General features: G+C 57.8%; 22 protein-coding genes. 16 read left to right on the top strand and 6 right to left on the bottom strand.

What is annotated here, in order from left to right; genetic code table 11:
- Positions 1 to 26 precede the first annotated feature (26 nt).
- The 3 genes from ACFOW6_RS11570 to ACFOW6_RS11560 all read left to right on the top strand — a co-directional run bounded on the left by ACFOW6_RS11570 (position 27) and on the right by ACFOW6_RS11560 (position 4654).
- Positions 27 to 1031, top strand: coding sequence for an ABC transporter ATP-binding protein (locus ACFOW6_RS11570; RefSeq protein WP_382422524.1), 1005 nt, complete (start codon positions 27 to 29; stop codon positions 1029 to 1031).
- A 56-nt stretch (positions 1032 to 1087) separates the two neighbouring features.
- Positions 1088 to 2755 (top strand): ABC transporter permease subunit, encoded by a 1668-nt coding sequence (locus tag ACFOW6_RS11565; RefSeq protein WP_382422523.1) that lies wholly within the window; start codon positions 1088 to 1090, stop codon positions 2753 to 2755.
- A 540-nt stretch (positions 2756 to 3295) separates the two neighbouring features.
- Positions 3296 to 4654: a tyrosine-type recombinase/integrase gene (locus ACFOW6_RS11560; RefSeq protein ID WP_382422522.1), complete on the top strand. Its 1359-nt coding sequence runs from the start codon at positions 3296 to 3298 to the stop codon at positions 4652 to 4654.
- A 611-nt stretch (positions 4655 to 5265) separates the two neighbouring features.
- On the opposite strand, the gene ACFOW6_RS11555 is transcribed toward ACFOW6_RS11560, so the two are convergent.
- From ACFOW6_RS11555 to ACFOW6_RS11530, 6 genes are all read right to left on the bottom strand, one after another.
- Entirely contained in the window at positions 5266 to 5820 is a 555-nt protein-coding gene (locus ACFOW6_RS11555) for an alpha/beta fold hydrolase (RefSeq protein ID WP_382422521.1), read from the bottom strand.
- A 14-nt stretch (positions 5821 to 5834) separates the two neighbouring features.
- Positions 5835 to 6794: a glutathione S-transferase family protein gene (locus ACFOW6_RS11550; RefSeq protein WP_382422520.1), complete on the bottom strand. Its 960-nt coding sequence runs from the start codon at positions 6792 to 6794 to the stop codon at positions 5835 to 5837.
- A gap of 16 nt (positions 6795 to 6810) precedes the next feature.
- A complete protein-coding gene (locus ACFOW6_RS11545) occupies positions 6811 to 7674 on the bottom strand; it encodes a VOC family protein (protein ID WP_382422519.1) in 864 nt (287 codons plus the stop codon).
- Positions 7675 to 7732: 58 nt separating this feature from the next.
- Entirely contained in the window at positions 7733 to 8176 is a 444-nt protein-coding gene (locus ACFOW6_RS11540; protein ID WP_382422518.1) for a DoxX family protein, read from the bottom strand.
- Between the two features lie 25 nt (positions 8177 to 8201).
- Positions 8202 to 8834 (bottom strand): NADPH-dependent F420 reductase, encoded by a 633-nt coding sequence (locus ACFOW6_RS11535; RefSeq protein ID WP_382422517.1) that lies wholly within the window; start codon positions 8832 to 8834, stop codon positions 8202 to 8204.
- Between the two features lie 101 nt (positions 8835 to 8935).
- Positions 8936 to 9862, bottom strand: coding sequence for a LysR family transcriptional regulator (locus ACFOW6_RS11530; RefSeq protein WP_382422516.1), 927 nt, complete (start codon positions 9860 to 9862; stop codon positions 8936 to 8938).
- 466 nt (positions 9863 to 10328) lie between these two features.
- On the opposite strand from ACFOW6_RS11530, the gene ACFOW6_RS11525 reads away from it, so the two are divergent.
- The 13 genes from ACFOW6_RS11525 (at position 10329) to ACFOW6_RS11465 (ending at position 22047) form a co-directional block, all read left to right on the top strand.
- Positions 10329 to 10841 (top strand): hypothetical protein, encoded by a 513-nt coding sequence (locus ACFOW6_RS11525; RefSeq protein ID WP_382422515.1) that lies wholly within the window; start codon positions 10329 to 10331, stop codon positions 10839 to 10841.
- A gap of 90 nt (positions 10842 to 10931) precedes the next feature.
- Entirely contained in the window at positions 10932 to 11483 is a 552-nt protein-coding gene (locus tag ACFOW6_RS11520) for a cupredoxin domain-containing protein (RefSeq protein ID WP_382422514.1), read from the top strand.
- Between the two features lie 84 nt (positions 11484 to 11567).
- Positions 11568 to 13307 carry a copper resistance system multicopper oxidase gene (locus ACFOW6_RS11515; protein WP_382422513.1) on the top strand — a complete coding sequence of 580 codons (1740 nt, stop codon included), beginning with the start codon at positions 11568 to 11570 and terminating at the stop codon, positions 13305 to 13307.
- A 1-nt stretch (position 13308) separates the two neighbouring features.
- Positions 13309 to 14016, top strand: a complete 708-nt coding sequence (locus ACFOW6_RS11510; RefSeq protein WP_382422512.1) for a copper resistance protein B — start codon at positions 13309 to 13311, stop codon at positions 14014 to 14016.
- Between the two features lie 154 nt (positions 14017 to 14170).
- Positions 14171 to 15112 (top strand): cation diffusion facilitator family transporter, encoded by a 942-nt coding sequence (locus ACFOW6_RS11505; protein ID WP_382422511.1) that lies wholly within the window; start codon positions 14171 to 14173, stop codon positions 15110 to 15112.
- Positions 15109 to 16023, top strand: coding sequence for a DMT family transporter (locus ACFOW6_RS11500; protein WP_382422510.1), 915 nt, complete (start codon positions 15109 to 15111; stop codon positions 16021 to 16023). The genes ACFOW6_RS11505 and ACFOW6_RS11500 overlap by 4 nt, the downstream gene beginning before the upstream one ends.
- Before the next feature lie 184 nt (positions 16024 to 16207).
- The gene (locus tag ACFOW6_RS11495) at positions 16208 to 16534 is read left to right on the top strand and encodes an SHOCT domain-containing protein (RefSeq protein ID WP_382422509.1); all 327 of its coding nucleotides are present in this window, start codon (positions 16208 to 16210) and stop codon (positions 16532 to 16534) included.
- Complete coding sequence (locus ACFOW6_RS11490; RefSeq protein ID WP_382422660.1) at positions 16527 to 16877, top strand: hypothetical protein; 351 nt, start codon at positions 16527 to 16529, stop codon at positions 16875 to 16877. The genes ACFOW6_RS11495 and ACFOW6_RS11490 overlap by 8 nt, the downstream gene beginning before the upstream one ends.
- A complete protein-coding gene (locus ACFOW6_RS11485) occupies positions 16874 to 19402 on the top strand; it encodes a heavy metal translocating P-type ATPase (protein WP_382422658.1) in 2529 nt (842 codons plus the stop codon). The genes ACFOW6_RS11490 and ACFOW6_RS11485 overlap by 4 nt, the downstream gene beginning before the upstream one ends.
- Positions 19399 to 19659, top strand: coding sequence for a DUF2933 domain-containing protein (locus ACFOW6_RS11480; protein ID WP_382422508.1), 261 nt, complete (start codon positions 19399 to 19401; stop codon positions 19657 to 19659). The genes ACFOW6_RS11485 and ACFOW6_RS11480 overlap by 4 nt, the downstream gene beginning before the upstream one ends.
- Before the next feature lie 99 nt (positions 19660 to 19758).
- Positions 19759 to 20433, top strand: coding sequence for a hypothetical protein (locus ACFOW6_RS11475; RefSeq protein ID WP_382422507.1), 675 nt, complete (start codon positions 19759 to 19761; stop codon positions 20431 to 20433).
- 48 nt (positions 20434 to 20481) lie between these two features.
- Positions 20482 to 20934 (top strand): hypothetical protein, encoded by a 453-nt coding sequence (locus tag ACFOW6_RS11470; RefSeq protein ID WP_382422506.1) that lies wholly within the window; start codon positions 20482 to 20484, stop codon positions 20932 to 20934.
- Positions 20935 to 21156: 222 nt separating this feature from the next.
- Positions 21157 to 22047, top strand: a complete 891-nt coding sequence (locus ACFOW6_RS11465; RefSeq protein ID WP_382422505.1) for a DMT family transporter — start codon at positions 21157 to 21159, stop codon at positions 22045 to 22047.
- Positions 22048 to 22374 lie beyond the last annotated feature (327 nt).

The following is a 22374-nucleotide window of genomic DNA, read 5'->3' as shown; positions in this document are numbered from 1 at the left end:
GGGCTTTCTTCAGGACCCTTTTTCCAATGCACCTTACCATTCAGGACGTCTCGAAATTCTTCGGTGAATTCCAGGCGCTGCACAACGTCAGCCTGGAGGTCGGCAGCAATGAATTCGTCTGTCTTCTGGGCCCCAGCGGCTGTGGCAAGACAACACTGCTGCGTATCATTGCCGGGCTCGAACCTTTCGATTCAGGAACCCTGAGAATGGGGGAGCGGGATTTGCGCGAGATCGACGCCCAGCACAGGGGCTTCGGCATCGTCTTCCAGTCCTATTCCCTTTTTCCGAACATGACCGTGGCCGAGAATATCGGCTATGGGCTGAAGATCCGCAAATGGCCCCGTGACGAGATCGATGCCCAGGTGCGCGAGCTGATGGAACTGGTGCGCTTTCCGGAACTGGCGGCACGCTATCCCCATGAACTGTCAGGCGGCCAGCAGCAACGCGTCGCCATTGCCCGGGCACTGGCCGTCGATCCCGCCCTTCTTTTGCTCGACGAACCGCTTTCCGCGCTTGATGCGCGCGTTCGCGCGGAAATGCGCACTGAAATCCGCGATGTGCAGCGACGGCTCGGCATTCCAACCATAATGGTCACCCATGATCAGGAAGAAGCCCTGACGATGGCAGACAAGATCGTCTGCATGAAGGATGGGCGGATCGAACAGGTGGGCACGCCCCAGGAGCTCTACAGCGCGCCGCAGACACGCTTCGTTGCCGATTTCGTCGGCATCAGCAACCTGTTGGACGAACAGACGGCAGCCCAGCTGTCCCCACACCTGCTGGCGCACAAGCCTGAAGATGCGGAGACGCAGCTCCTGGCCCTGCGCCCGGAACAGATTGGCCTGCGCCCGGAAGGCGATGGCGAGGCCACGGTCGCCCAGATCACCTTTCTGGGCAATATCAGTCGGATCACGGTGGAGTGGCGCGATCAGCACCTGGTTTCCGAGGTCCACTGCGATGGCCGGTTTCAGGCCGGTGATCGCGTGGCCTTCGAGATACAGCCGGATGCGGGAACATGGGTCCGCGCGTGAAATCGATGCAGCCGTCCCGTCAGCCGGCAACACATCGCGCAGGAGGTGCCTCCAACGTGCGCGGCAGCGTGTTTCAGGCTAAGCTGCTTCATGCGGTGTCCTTCATCGTTCCGATGCTGGGACTTGCACTTTTCTTTCTCTACCCGCTGGTCCTGGTGGTCCATCGCAGTTTTGAGCAGGGCGATGGATCGCTGGGGCTCGGTAACTACGCCAGCGTCATCGCCATGTCGCACATACCGGGCGTCGTTGCGAACAGCCTGGTGATGAGTTCGATCACCACCGCTGTCTGTATCCTGCTGGGGTTCGCGATTGCCTATATGCTCCAGCGCACAACGATCATAGGCCAGGCGATCATCACGCTCGCCCTGCTCCTGCCGCTCCTGGCTCCGTCGCTTGTGCAGGCATTGGGCCTGCTGTTCCTGTTCGGGCGCAATGGCCTGGTGAACCAGGCGACAGGCTGGGACATGCAGATATACGGTCTCTGGGGCCTCGTGATCGCGAACAGCATGTATGCCCTGCCCCAGGCCGTGATGATCATCCAGGCGTCACTCAGGCATTCCGATGTCCGCTATTACGATGCCGCCATGGTGATGGGGGCGTCCAATTGGCGCCGGTTTGTCGACATCACGCTGCCGAATGCCAAGTTCGGCCTGCTGAGCGCGGCTTTCGTTGTCTTCACCGTGACGATCACCGACTTCGGCAACGCGGCCGTCATTGGCGGGGATTACCGCGTGCTGGCGACCGAGATCTATTCCCAGGTCGTGGGACAGATGAACTTCAACATGGGTGCGGTGATCGGAATCTTCCTGCTGATCCCGACGGGGGTCGCCTTCTATATCGAGAAGGTGGCCTCGCAGCGCCAATTCGGCGGTGGCTCGGAGAGCGCCATTCCCGTGCGCCGGAACTTCCTGGCAACCCGCGATATCCCGCTGGGATTCGTCAGCCATTTTACCGGCTTCTTCCTGATCGCGGTCGTCGCAACGGTCGTCTATGCCAGCTTCGTCCAACTCTGGCCCTATCGCATGAGTTTCACCCTGGACAATTACAACATCACCACCCAAGGGGGCTACACGCCGCTTTGGACCTCCCTTCTGGTGTCCACGCAAGCGGCCGTGATCGGCGTGGTGCTCCTGTTCGCCCTGGTCCTGGCACAACGCGGCCTGCCGCGCGCGGCGGCCAAGGCTGTCTATCTGCTGGCGATCGTGCCTGTGGGGGTGCCGGGCCTGGTGCTCGGTCTGTCCTATGTACTGTCGTTCAATGTCGGCGGGACGGTCATGGGGGCACTCTATGGCTCGGCACTGCTGATCGCCTTCTGCAATTTCTATCACTACCATTCGCAGGGATTCCTGACGATGGTGGCCGGCATCAGGACCGTGCCCAAATCGCTGGAAGAATCCGTCACCTGCCTGGGCGGCAGTCCCTTTCAGGGATTGCGCGACGCGATCCTGCCGATCATGTTGCCGACACTTGTGGCCGTGTTCTTCTTCCTGTTCATGCGCTCGATGGTAACGCTGTCGGCCGTGATCTTCCTGATCACGCCGTCGCTCAGCGTGGGCGCCGTATCGGTGTTGCGGCTTGACCAGGCGGGCTTCACGACTCAGGCCGCCGCCTTCTCGGTCTGCATCATGCTGTTGGTGCTGTTCGCCATGGCCGCAATGAAACTCACCCTGATCTGGCTTGAAAGCCGCGGGCGCAACACAGTCGCGCGCGCCGATGCGACGTAAGGATGCCATTGCACGGGCAGCTCTTTCCCGGGCAATAAGCTGAACAGTGTCGAGGTGACGCTTGTGAGAGCCCTGCTTTCAGGGGAATGCCGGAACCAGGCAAGTCGCCTTGAACTCCGGTTCAGCAAGCAACAGACCGCAGAGGACTCGGCTGCAATTTCTCCGGCAGCGGGTATGTGGTATCCACGTCCAGCGCCACGAGGCGACTGCGTTTAACTTATTGAAATAAGAAGAGAATGGTGCCGACGGAGTGATTCGAACACTCGACCTACTGATTACGAATCAGTGTACCGCTTATTGCTGTGAGCTACATCTTTAGTGATATTGGTTTATATCAGCGCATATCACATTATAAAAACAAAATAATAACAGTATGTTAGAAGATACTCATGTCAACGCAATACTCTTATTTGTTAATCCCACTTGCTATCAGTTTATATATGAAATGCTTCCAATTTGCTTCCAAACTTTATAATCTGTGGTCTGGACACATTGACGGAGAGCTTAGCGCTTTCCAGTAACTGCAGAAGGCAAGCATATATGGCGAAGCTCACAAAGCGGCTGATTGAGGCCACGTCCCTTGGTGACAAGGACCAGTTCCTCTGGGATGACAACTTACATGGATTTGGTTTGCGGATCGCTCCAAGTGGCCGGCGCTCTTACCTTGTTCAGTACCGTACGCCTGGAGGACGTCAAAGACGGCGTAGCTTTGGGACCTATCCACTTATGACGGTCGAACAGGCTCGAAAGAAAGCCTCTGCGTGGTTAGTTGCAGTTCAAGAAGGTGAAGATCCAGCAGAGAAAAGGGATCAGGAGAGACAGGCGGAAACAGTTTCGGAACTGGCTGCCCGTTACCTTAAGGAACATGCGGCCCTTCATAAGAAACAGCGGAGTGTTGAGGAAGATCGCGCTCTTATCGACAAAAAGATCAAGCCCAAACTAGGTGCGTTGAAAGCCGCGACCGTATCCAGGCAGGATATAAACCGCATCCATCAGTCCATGCATTCGACTCCCTACTACGCCAATCGAACCCTGGCCTGTCTTTCCAAGATGTTCAGCTTCGCTGAGGATGATCTTCGCTCAGTCAAGTCCGACTGGGTTAACCCTTGCAAGGGTATACGGCGTTACTCTGAGGAGCAGAGGGAACGTTACCTTTCTACGCTTGAGCAGGCTGCCTTGGGAGATGCATTGGCCTATGCGGAGATTGAAAGGAAATGCTCCTCCGTGGCAATTGCTGCGGTTCGGCTCTTGGTCTTCACCGGCTGCCGGGCTTCTGAGGTTTTCAGTCTGCAGTGGGAGAACGTGGACTTTGAGCGCCAGGTTCTTCGGTTAAGCGACAGCAAAACCGGAGCGAGGGAGGTCTTTCTTCCTGCACCTGCCCTTGCACTCTTGCGTGACATGCGAGACACAGCAAACGAGACGTATGTCTTGCCATCGCCCAGTGTGCCCGATGCTCCCGTTCAGACGATCAAGAAAAGTTGGCACCATCTGCGAGAAATGGCCACTGTCTGCCTGTGGGCTCAATGTGAGGATCCCAAGGTGTCACGTGTTGTAGCCCGACAATGGGAAGAGCTTGGGTGTTTGCCTTCCTTGGAAGAATGTCGCACTACCCTCGAAAACCAATTGGGCAAGAAGTATCCCTTTCCTCCAGAGATGACAGACGTACGCTTGCATGATTTGCGGCACAGCTTTGCCAGCGTAGCAGCTGGAGCCGGACTCAGTTTGCCAATAATCGGGAAGCTTCTCGGGCATCAGCAAGCCGCGACAACAGCGCGATATGCTCATCTTGCGGCAGATCCAGTTCAGCAGGCAGCGAACCTTATCGGCAACCGGCTGGCCGATGCTATGAGCGCTAATAGCTACGGCACAGAACAAGGAAAGAGTGCGAAGGCCAAATAACTCCATTCATAGGTTTGGAGACATTGCTTTTTCTACATTTAGTAAACGATTGCATCGAATGGTAGGCTAGCGGTCAGCAAGTCGACGGAGGCGGACAGCAATGACAGTGCTATAATATACTGACCTTGCGGTATAATTTTCGGGCGGACGGGGCGGACGGCATATTATTATAGACTCTAGAGAAGAATATTGTGTATGTATATCAATTAGTTGGCGCAAGTAAGGGAGCTTAAGGGCTGACTATTGGTACCGGGGGGTAATTAAATACTAATAGAAACTTCCGTCCGTCCCGTCCGCTTGTAACATTTCGCATTAGGTCAATGGCTTAAGGGAAATCCTTTGCCGTTTGCGGCTGTCCGCCTCATGACCTTTGGTATAATAGTGGGCGCGGTTGAGATTGAACCAGCGACCCCTACGATGTCAACTAGAAGCAGAAAGCCGATTCCTCAGGAGAAACTGAAGCTTAAGCTGCCGCGGGCTTATTACATGGCGGAATCTCACCGCAGAATTCTTACCGCAAACAAAAAGCGCTCAGAATGAGCAAATTCCTGCCTGTTGGTTTGTCTGGTGCCCGTCCCCTATCTCAACGGTTTGGCTGCAAACCTGATTGTTCAGGCGGCTTGAATGGTCAAGCGGATTGCAGCGAGAACTCGGTCATCAATCGCATGGGCCAGCCCGTCGAATAACTGAAACTGGGGGTCTACTCCTGCCGCTCGAAGCCACCCATCGGACGCACGCGCGATCTCTGGTGGCATCACAGGATCGGCCGTGCCGTGCATCAAAGTGATGGGCGGCCATACTGCGCGCGTGGCAACGGGCCCGGCCAGTCGTCCGGATAGGGCGAGGACACCCGCGGCCGGCAGCCCCGCTGCAACCGCATGCAATGCCATTATCGCGCCTTGCGAAAACCCGATCAGCAGGGTCTCACGCGTATCACCGAACCGTTCGATGATCGCGGTGAAGGCTGGCAAGGCCTCCGTGATGCGGGCGGGACGGTTTGCTTCCGTCACACCCTTGACCGAGAACCATTGTCGTCCCGGGCCCATGTCGAAGGCCTCTGGACCGTCCGGAGCATGCATGTCAACTGGGAGGCCTAGTTGGTCGCCCAACGGGCGCATGGAAGCGCCGCTGCCCCCGACGCCATGCAGGAAGATGATGCGCTTCATGCGGCTGCCTGGGGTCATTTCGAGGCTTCCAGAAGGGCTGTCACGTGATCCGGCACGGCAGGCACGATTCCGCTCGGGTTCAGTGCCTTGATTGAATAGTATCCAGCCTTTATGTGGTCGACATCGACGGTCTCCCGGACGCCTGGAAGGCGCAGCACGCGCCCCATGTAGGAGGAGAGACGCGGATAGTCGGCTATGCGCTTGCGACTGGTCTTGAAGAGGCCGTGATAAGCGGTGTCGAAGCGGATGAGGGTCACGAAGAGGCGGATGTCGGATTCGGTGAAACGGTCACCGAACAGAAACTCGCCGGTCAGCCGGTCTTCCAACTGATCGAGCATCGAAAAGACCTCTGCCACCGCTTCGTCATGGGCAGCTTGGGTTGAAGCGAAACCGGCCTTGTAGACGCCGTTGTTCAGCCGCTCATAAACCTCGGAATTAAGCGCGTCGATGTCAGCGCGCAGGTCGGCGGGATAAAGGTCAGGTCGACCCGGCACAAGATCGGCGAAAGCAGTGTTGAACATCCGCACGATGTCGGCGCTTTCGTTGCTGACCATCGTATCGGTCTTCTCGTCCCAGAGCACTGGCACAGTGGCGCGCCCGGTATAATCATCGTCGGCATGGGTGTAGAGCTCGTGCAGATGCTGCGAGCCGTGCAGCGGGTCGTCTTCTGCTCGAGGATAGCCACCGAAGGCCCAACCCTGCTCGTTCAGCACGGGATTGACCACGGTTACGGCGATCAGCTCCTCCAGCCCCTTCAGCTTGCGTGCAATGAGCGTACGCGAGGCCCAGGGGCAGATCAGCGCCACGTAGAGCCGGTAGCGACCTGTTTCGGCCTTGAACCCACCGGTCCCCGTCGGCCCGAGCGACCCGTCCTTCGTGATCCAGTTGCGGAACGAGGAGACCTGCCGCACGAAGCGACCCTGATCGTCCTTGGCTTGCACCGGGTGCCAGTTGGCCACCCATTTTCCGTTCATGAGCATCGTCGTAACCTCAATTCCTAAGCGTGATGGCAGTGCCCCAGGGGTCGTGGAGGGTTGTGGTGCCACTGTCTTTGCTGATTTCGATGCCGGCGCTTTCGGCGCGCGCGGCGATTGTTGCGAGGTCCTCGGCGTCACGGACAATGATCTCGACGGCGTCGAGGCCGCCCATGCCCTTCGGGCGCTTCCCGGCGCGGCGACTGTTCCAGACGTTGCCGGCAAGCTGATGGTGATAGCCGCCGCTGCCGTAGAAGCTGGCCCCCGGGTAGCGCGTGGTAATGTCGAGGCCGAGAACGTCCCGGTAGAAACTGTCGGCTTCAGCCGTGTCGCCAACCTGAAGGTGAACGTGGCCGATCACGCCAGCTTGCGGGAAGCCTGACCATTTCGTCCCATCGGCAGCCCTGAGCAGGGCCTGCGTGTCGAGCGGATCGGTGGGCATCCGGATTTCGCCGGCTGGACCATGCCATTGGGAGACAGGACGATCGACGTAAACCTCGATGCCATTCCCTTCGGGGTCCGCAAGGTAGATCGCCTCGCTCACGATGTGGTCCGACGCCCCTTGGAGCGGCACGCTCGCCGCCACCGCATGCGCCAGCCAGCGGGCCAAGTCGGCGCGCGTCGGCATCAGGAAGGCGGTATGGAAGAGACCCGCCTGCCGTCGGTCGTTCGGAGCCAGTTCCGGGTCCCCGACGAGTTCCAGAAGCGGCGATGTATCGTGGCCGAGCGTGATGCGTCCCGTCGTGGTTTCAAGCTGAGTGAGGCCGAGGACAGACTTGTAGAAAGATGCCACCACATCGAGATCGCGCACCTTGAGCCGAACGGAGCCAATCCGCATCGGCGCGGCACGCATGTCGAAGAATTCGGTCAAGGTCGTCATTGCGGCATTCCTTTGAAGGTTGCGGCCGCGGGACGTTGCCCGCGGCCAGCAGCAGAGGTCAGGCGCGTGCACGCTTCAGGGCGTAGGCGCCATCGCCGAGCAGGGACTGAACAACGAGAGTGATTGCCCAGAAGGCGGGGAATTCCCAGCCGCCGCCTTCGTTCGAGAAGAAGAAGCCGGCTGCGCCGTGCGGAACGTAGATCGATCCAAGCAGGATGGGCACGAGCGCCAGTGACACCCAGCGGCTGTAGACACCGAGGATCAGGGTGATACCACCGAAGAGCTCGGCCGCGATGACAAGATAGGCGAGCGGGCCGGGAAGCCCGAGGCTGGCGAAGTAGCCCGCGGTGCCGGCCGGCGTGAAGACAAAGAGCTTGAGGCCGGCATGTGCGAGGAACAGGATGCCAATCGAGATGCGCAGGATCGTGGCTGCGAGATCGGCGTTGGCCACGCCGGGAAGGAACGACGGGCGGGACGTTTTCTGAGAAGATGAGTAGGTCATTGCGTTGGTCCTTCGATCGGTGGGATCAGGCAGCGCGCTGCCATGTGGGAGCGATGTCGGTGCCGTGGCCGAGGCCGTAGCCGAGCGCGATGTTGAGGCCGCCAACCGGCTCGAGATAGCGAGCGGATGCGAGAGCTCCGGTTTCCAGGGTTTGGAGGCCGGCGCTTTCGGCGAGGGCGACAACCTGGCTGCGAGCCTCGGCATCATCACTCGCCACAAAGACAGTCGCTGGCTGTCCGGCGACCTTGCTGCCGTTCTTCAAGACCGACGCGAAGACGGTGTTGAAAGCCTTGACCACCTTGGCTGCTGGCGCGAGCTTCTGGATTTCCTCGGCAGCGCTGGTCGTGTGGCCGAGGGTCAGGGCCGAAAAATCAGCCGTCATCGGATTGGTGATATCGATAACAACCTTGCCGGCGAGACCGCCTGCGGCCTTGATGACTTCCGCAGCCGCGTCGAAGGGCACCGCCAGTACGACGAACTCGGCAGAGTTCGTAGCGCTGTCGAGGGGGCCACCCTGGATGTTATTGCCCAGTTCGGTCGCGACGGAGCGTGCCTGGGACGGGTCGCGCGAGGCGAGCGTAACGTGATGACCGCCTTTCGCGAAAAGAACGGCAAGGCCACTGGCCATGTTGCCTGTTCCGAGAATGGAAATGTTCATGTTGGTTCTCCTGGTTGTGACGCATTCGCGTCGTCTGCTGGAGAACATGATCTCATTCGCTTCAGATGATAAGCTGGGCGGATGGAAGATGATTGCATCCGTTATGGAAGAAAAGGCTCCCAGTCCTCTTCCCAATGCGGGGTGCCGCGGTAGCGCTCGGCGAGGAAGTCGATGAGCACTCGGACCTTTGCCGCAAGATGCCGGCTGTGGGGATAGAGAGCGTGAACGACGTACGGAGTGGTCTCGAAGCTCTTCAGAATGCGACGGACACGGCCTTCTCGAATTGACGCCCCTGCCACGAAGCTTGGAACGCAGGCGAGGCCCAACCCGGCCTCTGCGGCTCGCAGGCAGGCCTCGGCGTTGGAGTAGCGGATACGGCCGCTTGCTGGCGCCGTCAGCTTGCTTCCAGTGGGAGGACGGAGCGGCCAGCGGCCTGGCTCGCGAAAGTTCGTGTCGATGATGCAGTCGTGCTTTACGAGTTCGTCTGGCGTGCTCGGTTCGCCCATCCGATCGATGTAGGCGCAGGCACCAACCATGACGATTCTCACATCACAAAGCTTCCGCACCACGAGGTTTGAATCTGTGGGCCGCCCAATGCGCACCGCCATGTCGAACCCTTCGTCCACGACGTTTGTGACCCGGTCGGAGAAACTCACATCGAGCTCGATTTCGGGATAGCGGAGCGCGAAATCGTTGAGTGCTGGGGCAAGCTCGAGCACTCCGAAGGAGAGTGGGGCCGTCAGACGAAGCCTGCCTCGCGGCGACTGCGAGGCGTTGCGGACCGACACATCAAGGTGGTCATATTCGTCAAGCAGCGGGCGCAGTCGCTCGAAATAAGCCTTTCCGGCTTCGGTCGGCGATATCGAACGGGTTGTACGATTCAGCAGTCGCACGCCCAGCTCCGATTCGAGTCGCGAAACGAGCTTGGATGCCTGACCTGAACTTGACCCAAGTCGCTCGGCAGCGCCGGTGAAGCTCCCTGCCTCCATCACGGCGACAAACATCCGGTCGCAATCGAGCCGATCCAATTGCATCCCTTTCGGAAGAAATTAGCGTCACGCTGACGCTTTTAACATCTATTCAGGAATAATACATCAAGTGGAACGCTTTGGCTGCTCGTATGATACAGCCTGCAGTAGCCCAAGCGAATCGGGTCCTCGCGACGATCGCACCGTTTCCTGGCAATAGAGCGCCGCGATGTTTACGCTGAACACTTTGGACGTTATGGGATCAGGAGGACACGTCCGTTCACGCCATGGCTCTCCAGCATGGCATGCGCCCGGGCCGCTTCGGCCAGTGGGACTGTCACAAACCGAGGTGTGGTAAGGCTTCCTTCCTGTACCCATTCAGTGAGCGCCACCACGGCGCGTCGAAGGACCGGATCATCGAGATTTTCGGACGAGTATCCCATCAAAATCACAGGCTGGATCAGCTCCCAAAGATCAAGGTGTACGTTGCTTCCGCGTGATACAACACGGCTATCCAAGTTAACCGATGGTCTATTTTGAACCAAATCTACAGGATAATCATCGAAACCTTGTTGGTCGCAACTCAGCTTCTATCACCTATGCGGAATGCATTTCAGCGCTCGACTCAAGCTTGATATTGGTTCTGAAGGATGGTCTAGTGCATCAAATGCTTACGCTGCTATTCCGCTATATATTTATTTTCCTTCTGGTGCTTTCCTTTGGGCTGACAGGCGCTTTTGCGAATGCATTCCCTGAGGCGGATATTGATGTCGTGGCAGGCACGCACGATCATACAGGCACGCATGGTCACGCGAAGACCAGCGAAGTTCCCTCGCATGACCAAGAGGGGCAGAATTTGCATGACGAGGGATATGAAAGTTGCATGACCTTGATCGGGCACTGCATCAGCTTTCAGTTCAATCCTAACAGTGAAGCCTCCCCTCCGGACGCTTATACGACCCTCACCCATAACCCCGGCGATGAAGCTCTTTGGGCCAGTCGGGCGTTGGAGGTGGCTACCCCCCCACCTCGTTCCTGAAACCAGTCATCACGCATACAACTAACCCGGGATGAATATTTTTCTTCAGCCCGAGGTTTTCATGACCTGCTTTCAAGAACGAGGTTGATAATGTTCAAGACAGTCCGCTCCCGGCCTTTCGCCGCTCTATTGCTGTCCGTGACCCTGCTGTCCGGCAATGCCCTGGCTGCTGGTTCTCACAGCGGTGGGCATGACGGCCCGCATGGCAAGCAAGGCGAGGCTTCCGCAGTATCCCGTACGATAGAGGTCGTCATGGGCGACAACTACTTCGAGCCCGAGAGCTTCAGCGTGGAGGCCGGGGAAACGGTTCGCTTCAATGTCCGCAACGAGGGCGAACTCGTCCATGAGTTCAATATCGGAACACCGGACATGCATGCAGACCATCAGGAAGAAATGATGATGATGACGGAACATGGTGTTCTGAAGGTGGACCGACTCGACATGGAAGCCGCCCGGGAAATGCAGGACAGCATGGGGCACGGCATGCACGACGATCCCAATAGTGTTCTGCTTGAGCCGGGAGAGAACGGAGAAGTCGTTTGGACCTTCCCCGAGGATAGAGAAGTCACCCTTGAGTTCGGTTGCAATGTGCCGGGGCACTATGCCTCGGGCATGGTCGGTGAATTTGAACTGACCAACTGAACTGTCCTGAAAGCAGGCTGGGGTGGTCCGTCGAGAGCGCACCCAGCCTGCCTGACTTGTCTATTCGCAAGGGAAAACCTGACGATGGAACGATTCTCCATGCTCCGAGCGAGTCTGCTTGGAAGCGGCCTGGCCATGTTGCTCGCGGGCGGCGCTCTGGCCGAAACATACGACCTGACGGTCGATCCGGTCGATATCGACACCGGTGATTTCACACGCAGCGGTATTGGTTACAACGGGAAGAGCCCGGGACCGATTCTTCGGTTCAAGGAAGGAGAGGAGGTTACGATCAACGTGACGAACAACCTCTCCGAAGAGACTTCAATCCACTGGCATGGTCTGATCCTGCCATCCGATCAGGATGGCGTACCCGGTATCAGCTATGACGGCATCGCTCCCGGAGAAACCTTCACCTATAATTTCCCGATCGTGCAAAGCGGCACCTACTGGTTTCATAGCCACAGCGATTTCCAGGAACCGGATGGAGCCTATGGTGCCATAATCATTGAGCCTGAGAAGCGGGAACCCTTCCGTTATGACAGGGAGTATGTGGTGCAGTTGACGGATACGCATCCGCACCAGGGTTCTCGCATCATGCGCAACCTCAAGATGTCGTCGGACTACTACAACCGGCAACAGCGCACCCTGATGGATTTCCTCTCCGACGCCGGTCAGAAGGGCTTGGGCGAAACCCTTGCCGACCGGCAGGCATGGGGCGACATGCGGATGATGCCCACGGACATCGAGGATGTTCAGGGTTATACACCGCTGATCAATGGCAAGGGACCGGAACAGAACTGGACAGGGCTGTTTGAGCCGGGCGAACGCGTCCGCCTGCGGTTCATAAACTCCTCGGCCATGAGCTATTTTGATGTGCGCATTCCGGGTCTGGAAATGACGGTTGTCCAGGCTGACGGAAACAATGTGCAGCCTGTGACTGTCGACGAGTTTCGTCTGTCAGTCGCTGAGACCTACGATGTGATTGTACAACCCAAGGAGGACGATCCCTATTCGATTCTGGCTGAATCAGTCGGACGTACGGCGATGGCCCGTGGCACCCTGGCACCGCGTGAAGGGATGAAGAACCCTCTTCCGGACCTGCGGGACCCGCCTCTCTTGACCATGGCCGACATGATGATGGATCACGGTGGTCATGTTGACATGATGGAAGGAGAAGGCGAGAGCGATAGTCACGTCATGCCTGATGGCACGGAGATGAAGGGCGATTCCCATGGAGACATGGAGCATGGTTCAGGCGAAGAGACTGAAATGGACCATTCCGCGCATGGAGACAGGCAGGCCGAACAGGAAGATCCCTTCTATGCACCCGGCAGCGGGTTGCTGCCAAGTGCGTACAACGATGGCAAGTTCCTGTCCTACAGTGACCTGAAAGCACAAAAACCGCTCTATGAGAATCGGGAGCCGACGCGGGAGATCGAAATCCGTCTGACAGGCAACATGGAGCGCTATGTCTGGTCGATTGACGGGGTCAAGTACGAAGACGCGGATCCTATACGGCTGCAGTACGGAGAGCGGGTCCGTTTCAAGTTCGTGAATGAAACGATGATGGCCCATCCCATGCACCTGCACGGCATGTGGTCCATTCTGGATACGGACAGCGGCAAATGGGATCCCATCAAGCATGTCGTGAATGTCAATCCAGCGACCACTGTCTACATGGAAACCGAGGTCGATGCGCCGGGTGAATGGGCTTTCCACTGTCACCTGTCTTATCACGCCGAAGCCGGGATGTTCCGCAAGGTCGTGGTAGAAGGCGGCCCGGAAAATCAGATAGGCCGGCTCTCAAGTCAGAGGGGTGGCTGACATGGCGAGACTCAAGCAATTCTTTGGAGCCGTTCTCCTGGCAACCACAATGGGCAGTGTCCCGGCCATGGCCGAGCCCCTGCAATGGGGATTTCAGGGTGAGCAGTTCGAATATCGTTTCGGCAAGAACGAGGATGTCTTCGCTTGGGACTTCGATGCTTTCGCTGGTTCCGACGAGCGCAAGTTCGTCTGGCGCAGCGAAGGCGAGTACGGGCTTGATGAGAAAGCTTTTGAAACCCTGGAAAATCAAGCTCGTTTGCAGGTCCCCATTTCTCCCTTCTTCGATGCTGCTGGTGGTGTTCGGCTGAGCACACCCGAAGGCGGGCCCAATCGGGTCCATGGTGTTCTGGGCGTCAAGGGTTTGACGCGTCAGTGGTTTGAAGTGGATGCCGACCTTTTTCTCTCCGACAAACCTTTTGCACGTTTCGAGGCAGAATATGAGGCATTGATCACGAATCGGATCACCCTGACTCCCAGTATCGAAGTCGATCTGCCCTTTGTGGATGATCGCAGGGCCGGTTTCGGAGCCTGGGGACCGAAAGTCGAAGCGGGGGCCCGCCTGAGCTACGATCTCGTGGACAGAATGGTCTCGCCCTACATCGGGATGCACTACGAGCGGAAATTCGGGGAAACCGGAGACCTTGCCCGAAAGGAAGGTGAAGGACGCGATGCGCTATACTTCGTGGTCGGAACGAAGTTCGTTTTCTGACTGAAGCCGAAAAGCGTTCTTCACCACTTATCCCCCACAGGCCCGGAGAATCCGGGCTTGGGGTATCTGAAGGCAGGTTGGGCGCCCTTGTCGAGCCCCAGATCAAGGGCGCCTGCTTCTCCCAAGGCCTGGAATGCAGCAAAGGAGCTTTGCGATGGCTCAACATCAAGGACACAGCGGGCATGCCGGTCACATGCCCTCGAGCGGGCGCGGAATGGCGATCTCCGCTTGGCTGACGGGTATCTATTTCTTCATCGAGATGGGCATCGGACTCTGGACCGGCTCGATCGCCGTGATCTCCGATGCCTTCCACACCTTCTCGGCGGTGGGCGGCGTGCTGGTGGCGATCCTGGCGGCGCGGCTGGCGCGGCGGCCGGCGGACGAGGACCGCAGTTTCGGCTGGTACCGGGCCGAGATCCTGGGGGCACTGGTCAATGGCGGGTTCCTGCTGGCAATGGCGCTGGTGGTCATCGTCATGGGGGCCATGCGGCTGTCCCAGCCGATCGAGCTGCCGCCCACGCCGATGCTGCTGGCGGCGGCCGGCGGCATCCTGACCGAGGTGATCTCGCTGGCGCTGATCTGGAAGCAGAGTCAGAGCGACCTGAACGTGAAGGGCGCGCTCTGGCACATCATCCAGACCTTCATCGGCAGCCTGCTGATCATCGTGACGGCGCTGGTGATCCACTTCACCGGTTTCCTGCTGATCGACCCGATCCTGGGCATGGCCTTCGGCTTCGTGCTGCTCTGGGCGAGCTGGGGCATTCTGCGGGATTCCGCGCATCTGCTGATGGAGGGCACGCCGGCGGACATAAGCCTGTCGGAGGTCTCGGATGCGCTCGATGCGCTGGACGGGGTGAAGGACGTGCATCACGTGCATGCCTGGGCCCTAACCAGTGGCCGCTATGTCTTCTCCGGCCATTTGCGGGTGGCGGATGGTGTGGACAGCCAGGCAATCCTGAAAGAGGCGCATGGGATGGTGAAGAAACGCTTCGGATTCTTCTTCGTTACCCTGCAGGTGGAAAGCACCTGCCTGGATGAATCGGGCGCCGAGGCAATTGATGTGACGCGGCCCGCACCGCAGGGAAGCCAGGAATGAAGACTCTTCTCCTACTTTTGCTCATCACGCTGTCGGAGGCCACGATTGGTGTCTTCGTGAAGCTTACGGACGGGCTGATCCCGATCCAGACGCTCAATTTCTATGCCCTTGCCTTTGCAGCGGTCTTTCTGATGGCCGTCATGCCCGTGGCGACCGGGCAGGCGCTGCGTTTCCCCTGGGGCAATCTGAAGGACACGATCATTATTGGCATACTGATCGCTGCGCAGATCAGCGTTTTCAACTACGCCATGACGCTGGTTCCCATTGCCAACGCCGTGATCTTCTGGAGCATCGCACCCTTCTTCGTCTTCATCTTTTCCGCACTTTTTCTCGGCGAGAAGGCGCGGAAAAGCTATATCGTGATCTTCGCCATCGCCATGATCGGCATTGTGCTCGCCAAGCCACTGGAAGGTGGTCACATGCTCGGCAATCTCGTGGCGCTTGGAGACGGCGCAATCTACGCCGCAATGGTCACTTACATGCGGTATGAGGGGAAGAGCGAGGCCGGTAACGACATCGCCTGGTCGATGCTGGTTGCGTCCCTGATTCTCATGCCGGCGCTCGTTCTTGTGGGCCCTGGCGCGCTCACGGCGACGATCGCCTATGATGCCTTGGGGATGGAACTGCCGGTGATGCTCTGGGCGGCGGCACTCGGCCTTGTTTCGACCGGTTTCGCCTATTTCGGCATATCCATCGTTCTGAAAACGCTCGATGCCAATGTCTATGCGCTGGTCGACATCATCGTCTCGCCGGTTGTCGCGACGACACTCGGTTTCCTGATCTTCGCCGAGGTGCCGGCGCAGGGGATGATCTATGGCGGCGCGCTCTTGCTCGGGGCCGGCTTCTGGCTCACGCGCGAAATGTCGCGGGGTGTGGAAAAGCGCGCTGTTCATCCGTGCCAGTGTGCCTAGTGGGGATGTGTAAAATGATTACATATCAATGCTCTATGTGGGTCTGCGTTCTGTCTGGCCTGAGGAAGGCCGTGCCGCCGAACGACGCCATGAATCGCTTGACCTTCCAGTCGCTGGAATCCCTACCTTCATCATGTAACGCTGCTCGAACGCCGGGCAGCTTCGCAAAGAAGGACTCAAGACTATGCGCGTGGGCCTCGTGACCTCACTTACTGCTTTTACTTCCACGATCTCCTCTTTCGCGCTGGCTGATACTGGTAGCGGCTATGGCGGTCACATGATGAATGGTGCCTGGCACATGGGCCCAATCATGATGGTTCTTATCCTCGGATTGCTCGTGCTGGCGGTTGTCATGCTCTGGCGGACTTTCGGCATTGGTTCCGGCTCGAGCAAGTCAGGCTCATCTTCCGCGGTGCAGGAAAGACCGGAGGCCATTCTTCGTGAGCGTTTCGCACGTGGTGAAATCGAGGGGGACGAGTTCGAGAGGCGCAAGAGGAACCTGAATGGCTGAGGCACTGGGCGTTCGACAGGAAGGCCTGGCTCTCGGTTCTTTGTATGGAAAAAAGGGCCACTCGAGAAAGAAGCTGAAAGGACCGGAGAGGATGGAGTCCAATAACCCGTTTCGAGGGGAGGAGTTGCAAGGCAAGAATTCCCCGCTGTTTTTGAAACGCCACCAGGTTTCGATATGCCTGTCCGCTGGGCTGGTTGCCACCATAGCTATCTTGTGGCTCATCGGAATTCATCTTTGGACGGTCGTGGCTATCGCCTTGTTCATTGCCTGTCCCCTGGTCGTTGCGTCGGTTCTCTGGATCGAACGGAATCAGAACCAGTCTCAGAAGTCAGGAAGGAAATGATGACTCAGCAACGACCCTCGCAGTCCGTAAACGCGCCGGACATTCGCTCTGCGCGCCTACTCGTCCCCGGCATGGGCAGCGATCACTGCGCGGGACTCGTTTCCAGCTCCCTGAAGCGGCTTCAAGGAGTCACGGATGTGCACACGAACATTGCAAACCATCGTGTCGTTGTCCGCTTCGAGTCTGCTGTACTTGGACCGGAGGACCTGAAGGCAGCGGTGGAGCGAGCCGGCTATGACGTTGACCACGCCGAAACAATGGGGAGTGCGCGTCAAGCCGAGGTCCGCCTGACGGTTCCCGGCATGGGAAGCGACCATTGTGCCGGGCTCATCTCTGATTCAATCCGCAGACTGCCGGGCATTTCCGAGGTAAGCACGAACATTGCTACTCATCGCGTGAGCATTCATTTCGACAGTGAAGCTACGGATGCCGCAGCCATCCAGACTGCTGTCGAGCGTGCCGGGTACGACGTGGCATCAGTAGAAAAGCCGGAGAGCCCTTCCCAAACGTCCGAGCAGGATCTCGAAACACGCTATCTGGCGCAGGCGTGGAAGCGGCTTTGGATCGCCGCTATACCGACAACGCTCATCATGCTGCTGATGATCCCGGAAATGTTCTGGCGTCCTATTCCGGGTTACCTTGCAATCGTTGCGGGTCTCGCCTTCCCAGTGGTCTTTCTCTATGGCGGGTTTGCGACGCACCGCTCGGCCTGGCGTTCGCTTACGAACCGGACAGCCAACATGGACGTGCTGATCTCAATGGGCAGTCTGCCGCCCTACCTGATCGGTCTCGTCGGTTTCGTTTATCCGATGACCTCGTTCATCGAGATGGCCGCGACCATAATGACCTTCCACATGCTGGGCCGTTACCTGGAGACCCGTGCCAAGGGGCGGGCAAGCCAGGCAATCAAGCGGCTCATCACAATGGGTGCGAAAACCGCCTCCGTGCTGCGGGACGGCCAAGAGGTGGAGGTGCCCGTATCGGAACTCCAATTGGGGGATCTGATGGTGGTGCGGCCAGGCGCCAAGATTCCGACGGATGGTGAGATCATTGAAGGAACCAGCCATCTCGACGAGTCCATAGCGACCGGCGAGTCCGTACCGGTCGAGAAGGGACCTGGTGCCACGGTCATCGGGGCGACGATCAACAAGGAAGGTATGTTGAAGGTCCGTGCCACAAAGGTCGGAGCGGATACCTTCCTGTCGCAGGTGATCCGCCTGGTGGAAGAGGCGCAAGGCTCGAAGGTTCCGATCCAGGAGTTTGCGGATCGCCTGACGAATTACTTCGTTCCTGCAGTGATTCTGATCAGCCTGGTCAGTTTCCTGGCATGGCTTCTCATGGGTGAAAGTCTACGTCCAATTCTTACTTGGGGCTCCAGTTTCCTGCCTTGGGTTGACCCAAGCATGACCCCGCTCATTGCGGCCATTCTGGCGGCGGTCGCAGTTCTGGTCATTGCCTGTCCCTGCGCGCTCGGCCTTGCGACCCCAACGGCCATCATGGTGGGCAGTGGCCTGGGGGCGGAACGGGGCGTATTGATCCGCTCCGGTGAAGCGATCCAGACTTTGAAGGATATCAAGGTCATCGTATTGGACAAGACAGGCACGATCACCAGGGGCAAGCCTTCCTTGACCGATGTTGTGACAGGTTCCGGCTTCGATGAGGCAAGAGTTCTTGCAGCCGCGGCAGCCGTGGAAGCCGGCAGTGAGCATCCACTCGGACAGGCGATCGTTACGGGTGCGCGCGAGCGCGGCCTGGATCTGCCTGAGGTTATGAACTTCAAGTCCGTCACGGCGCGGGGTGTCGAGGGCGAGGTTGACGGTGAAATCGTGCGTGTGGGGAGTTGGCGCCTGCTCGAAGAGGCAGGGATTACAATCGACGAGCTTGCCGCGCAGTTGGAGGACCTCGAGACCACAGGTAAAACAGCGATGCTCGTCGCAATTGGAAACAATGCAGCCGGGATTGTCGCTGTTGCCGACACCATCAAGGAAGATTCGAAGGCCGCCATCGCAGCATTGCACGACCTCGGCATACGGGTTGCGATGGTGACCGGCGACAATGAACGCACCGCAAGGCATGTCGCCGACCAGGTCGGAATCGACGAAGTGCAGGCGGGTGTTCTTCCGGAAGGCAAGGTGGCCGCCATTCGCGATCTCCAGTCACGCTACGGAAACTCTGTTGCCATGGTTGGGGATGGCATCAATGACGCACCGGCCCTGAAGCAAGCCAATGTCGGTATTGCCATCGGAGCAGGAGCGGACGTCGCCATCGAAGCGGCAGATGTCACTCTGGTGAAAGGGGAACTCACCAAAGCCGTCGAGGCGATCGCCCTGTCCAAGGCGACATTCCGAAAGATCGTCCAGAATCTGTTCTGGGCATGGTTCTACAATCTTGCGGCCATTCCTATAGCAGCGCTTGGCTTGCTCCATCCGATGATTGGCGTGATTGCGATGACAGTAAGTTCGCTGTCGGTGATAGGAAACTCGCTTCTGCTGAAAGGCGCCCGACTGGAGGTTTCCAAGTCATGAAGCATAACCAGCAGCCGAATGAAGATGAATCGAACGGTGGCACGTCGAGTAAGCGCAGTTTCCTGAATACCCCTGCAGGCTTTGCACTCTGCGTGCTGTTGGCCATTGGCGCAGTGTGGCTCTGGATTGACCATCGTGTGCACATTCTTGCCGCCCTGCCGCTCCTGCTGCCCCTGCTGCTCTGTGTCGGCATGCATTTCTTCATGCATCGCGGACATGGTGGAGACGGGCATGGCGGGGGTGGCCATGACCGATAAGTCCAATCCTGCCTTCAATCTCGAAGCAGGATCCCGCTCTGCAGATCTGCGTAGAAGTGTCACCCCATATCATTCCCTTACAGGCAAAGGAGAGACGCCATGCGTGGGAACAGACTGAATTCATTTATTTTTGCCGGCATTATTCTGGTCGCAAGCTCGACTTTGGCGCTTGCCCAGAGTGAGAACGATGACCAAGAGACACATCATCCCGAGCAAAGCCAGGGGGCCGATCAGCCGCAAGCCGGAGCAGCTGATGACGCACCGTCAACTGAAAGGCCGGGTGGTATGTCCGGCATGATGAACATGATGCCGAACTCGAGGCAGATGCAGCCGCATCAGGACGGCATGGGTCAGATGGGGTCCGGCATGATGGGCCAGATGATGGGGCCCGGTATGATGAATCATGGCATGATGGGTCATATGGGACATGGTGCAATGAGTCAGACACAAATGCCCATGGCTGGAATGATGTGCCCCATGATGAAATCGATGATGGGAGCTGGCGGTCATGGAAAAGGGCACCACAGGATGGGTGGCCCCGACATCCTCTATGGGATTCCGGAGAATGCGCAGAACGAGATGACACCGGACCAGGTGCGTGGGTTCCTTGAGAAACGACTGGCGCATCACGGCAATCCCCGCCTGGAGGTTGGAGACATCGTTGCGGAGGGCGACGCCACGATTACGGCGGAGATCGTCACAGTCGACGGGTCCCTGGTGCAGAAGCTGGCGTTCAATCGCTTTCCGGGCCTGGTTCGACAGATTACCGAATAAGACGGACCTTCCAACCAAAGTGTAGGGTTTGCCGCAGCAGTGGTAACAATGGCCTCGAACCAGATTACTTGGCTCAATGTTTTGCGGCGCTATCTTGTCTTCATGGCGGTGGGCAATCTCATCTGGGAGTTTGCCCACATGCCGTTATACACTCTTTGGATGACAGGTACGCCCCGCGAGATTGTTTTTGCGGCGTTGCATTGCACGGCAGGCGACATCCTGATTGCACTATCGGCGCTGACCGCCTCCCTTCTCCTCTTCGGAACGGAGCAATGGCCCGGACAGGGCTATTGGCGGGTGGCCTTGCCAGCCATAGGGATCGGCCTTGGCTATACTCTCTTCAGTGAGTGGTTGAACATAGAAGTACGGGAAGCCTGGGCATACCGTGAATTGATGCCGGTGGTGCCTGGCCTTGATGCGGGCATAACCCCTATTGCCCAATGGTTGATTCTTCCAAGTTTTGCGTTCTGGGGCGCTATGAAAAAGGGAGAAGCGTCATAGATACTTTGCTTCCAGAGATTTTATCTTTCCTCGATATTTAACACTCTCTTCTGGACATTGAGATTTTTACTATCCAACCACTTAGTTACTGGAATTTCCAGGAATAGAAACTGGCGTCCCACGGAATGATGGTAATTCTACATTTTATGAGCTCAATCCTTTAATTGTGACTGTCCTGAGGCTGAGCATCATGAGGATGAAAGAGATCAAAAAGGCAGTAACATGACTGTTGGTGTAATCTTCCGTCTACTGGCGGTCATGCTGCTTTGGGCTTCCTGTTTCCCTCTTATCACCTTAGGTCTCGATCTAGCGCCTCATCTAGCCTTTGCGGCGATGCGGGCTAGTCTTGCCGGTTTCTGCCTGATTCTTATAGGCCTGCTTTTCCGCCGGCCAATTCCCCGGAGTGGCCGATCCTGGGCGCTGATCACGCTTGTAGGCTTTGGGGCGACAAGTCTGGGCTTCCTTGGCATGTTCCACGCTGCCGAATTCGTTTCACCTGGGCTTGCAACCGTCATTGCCAATGCACAGCCACTTCTTGCCGCGCTTCTCGCGCATGCCGTCTTAAAGGAAAAGCTGACGGCGTTCGGAAAGCTAGGCCTGATAACTGGCTTCGCGGGTATCAGCGCAATAGCGTGGCCGGGTCTCGCCGCCGGCACCGAACCAGACTATGCGCTGGGCATCACTTACATTGTCCTTGCAGCGACCGGCGTTTCGATTGGAAATATCGCCATCAAGCGCCTGACCGGAGAAGCTGACGTCGTGATGGCGATGGGATTCCAGTTACTCATCGGTGCCGTACCTTTGATGTTCCTGTCGATATTCACGGAGGATATTTCCGCTCTGACCTGGTCGGTTGACTTCGTACTCATTCTAGGCGTGCTCGCGGTCTTCGGTTCATCCCTTGCATTCTGGCTATGGTTTACCGCTCTCGAAAATGTTGAGCTCAATCGGGCCAATGCTTTCACATTCCTTGTACCGATTTTTGGATTGGTGATCGGATCGACCCTGTTCGATGAGCAGCTCGTGTGGCCGCAAGCTGTCGGTATTGTATTGGTGCTGGCCGGGATATTTTTTGTACAGCATGGAGTCCGCGGAAAGGTTTCTATCCAATGATAATGGCCTGCGCGATCTTTTATGGCCGCAAGCAGTGCTCTCAACCGGGCATGTTCGTAAGCTGTCGGGCCGCCGCGTGACGCCGCAGTCACGCCCATCGCCCTGCTTGTAACTTGTCCCTCGCTTCGCTCTCGTTCTTGCTCCATTGGCCCCTTATCCCAAGTCCAAGGGCTGGGGTTTCCGACAGCACTGGATCCAGACCTTTGCGTTGGGCTAATGATTCCAATCGCAGGAAGGTCAAGAATGACTTTTAGGCGGGCTCTGCGTTGACGCGTGGCGAATCTTTCATTTGACCTTCCAGTAGCTGGAATCTGTATGATTTCTTAT

It is taken from the genome of Fodinicurvata halophila (assembly GCF_042651425.1).
In the GTDB taxonomy this organism is placed as follows: Bacteria; Pseudomonadota; Alphaproteobacteria; order Kiloniellales; family DSM-21159; genus Fodinicurvata; species Fodinicurvata halophila.
Note: the sequence above shows the minus strand (reverse complement) of the source record. Positions and strands in the feature narration are given on the sequence as shown.

Excerpts from the sequence above, each read along its gene's own strand:
- ACFOW6_RS11505 (WP_382422511.1), top strand. The coding sequence starts at position 14,171 with ATGGCTCAACATCAAGGACACAGCGGGCATGCCGGTCACATGCCCTCG.
- ACFOW6_RS11495 (WP_382422509.1), top strand. The coding sequence starts at position 16,208 with ATGCGCGTGGGCCTCGTGACCTCACTTACTGCTTTTACTTCCACGATC.
- ACFOW6_RS11545 (WP_382422519.1), bottom strand. The coding sequence starts at position 7,674 with ATGACGACCTTGACCGAATTCTTCGACATGCGTGCCGCGCCGATGCGG.
- ACFOW6_RS11470 (WP_382422506.1), top strand. The coding sequence starts at position 20,482 with ATGGCCTCGAACCAGATTACTTGGCTCAATGTTTTGCGGCGCTATCTT.
- ACFOW6_RS11475 (WP_382422507.1), top strand. The coding sequence starts at position 19,759 with ATGCGTGGGAACAGACTGAATTCATTTATTTTTGCCGGCATTATTCTG.
- ACFOW6_RS11520 (WP_382422514.1), top strand. The coding sequence starts at position 10,932 with ATGTTCAAGACAGTCCGCTCCCGGCCTTTCGCCGCTCTATTGCTGTCC.
- ACFOW6_RS11550 (WP_382422520.1), bottom strand. The coding sequence starts at position 6,794 with ATGAACGGAAAATGGGTGGCCAACTGGCACCCGGTGCAAGCCAAGGAC.
- ACFOW6_RS11510 (WP_382422512.1), top strand. The coding sequence starts at position 13,309 with ATGGCGAGACTCAAGCAATTCTTTGGAGCCGTTCTCCTGGCAACCACA.
- ACFOW6_RS11540 (WP_382422518.1), bottom strand. The coding sequence starts at position 8,176 with ATGACCTACTCATCTTCTCAGAAAACGTCCCGCCCGTCGTTCCTTCCC.
- ACFOW6_RS11500 (WP_382422510.1), top strand. The coding sequence starts at position 15,109 with ATGAAGACTCTTCTCCTACTTTTGCTCATCACGCTGTCGGAGGCCACG.
- ACFOW6_RS11490 (WP_382422660.1), top strand. The coding sequence starts at position 16,527 with ATGGCTGAGGCACTGGGCGTTCGACAGGAAGGCCTGGCTCTCGGTTCT.
- ACFOW6_RS11465 (WP_382422505.1), top strand. The coding sequence starts at position 21,157 with ATGACTGTTGGTGTAATCTTCCGTCTACTGGCGGTCATGCTGCTTTGG.
- ACFOW6_RS11480 (WP_382422508.1), top strand. The coding sequence starts at position 19,399 with ATGAAGCATAACCAGCAGCCGAATGAAGATGAATCGAACGGTGGCACG.
- ACFOW6_RS11485 (WP_382422658.1), top strand. The coding sequence starts at position 16,874 with ATGATGACTCAGCAACGACCCTCGCAGTCCGTAAACGCGCCGGACATT.
- ACFOW6_RS11535 (WP_382422517.1), bottom strand. The coding sequence starts at position 8,834 with ATGAACATTTCCATTCTCGGAACAGGCAACATGGCCAGTGGCCTTGCC.
- ACFOW6_RS11525 (WP_382422515.1), top strand. The coding sequence starts at position 10,329 with ATGGTCTATTTTGAACCAAATCTACAGGATAATCATCGAAACCTTGTT.
- ACFOW6_RS11515 (WP_382422513.1), top strand. The coding sequence starts at position 11,568 with ATGGAACGATTCTCCATGCTCCGAGCGAGTCTGCTTGGAAGCGGCCTG.
- ACFOW6_RS11570 (WP_382422524.1), top strand. The coding sequence starts at position 27 with ATGCACCTTACCATTCAGGACGTCTCGAAATTCTTCGGTGAATTCCAG.
- ACFOW6_RS11560 (WP_382422522.1), top strand. The coding sequence starts at position 3,296 with ATGGCGAAGCTCACAAAGCGGCTGATTGAGGCCACGTCCCTTGGTGAC.
- ACFOW6_RS11555 (WP_382422521.1), bottom strand. The coding sequence starts at position 5,820 with ATGAAGCGCATCATCTTCCTGCATGGCGTCGGGGGCAGCGGCGCTTCC.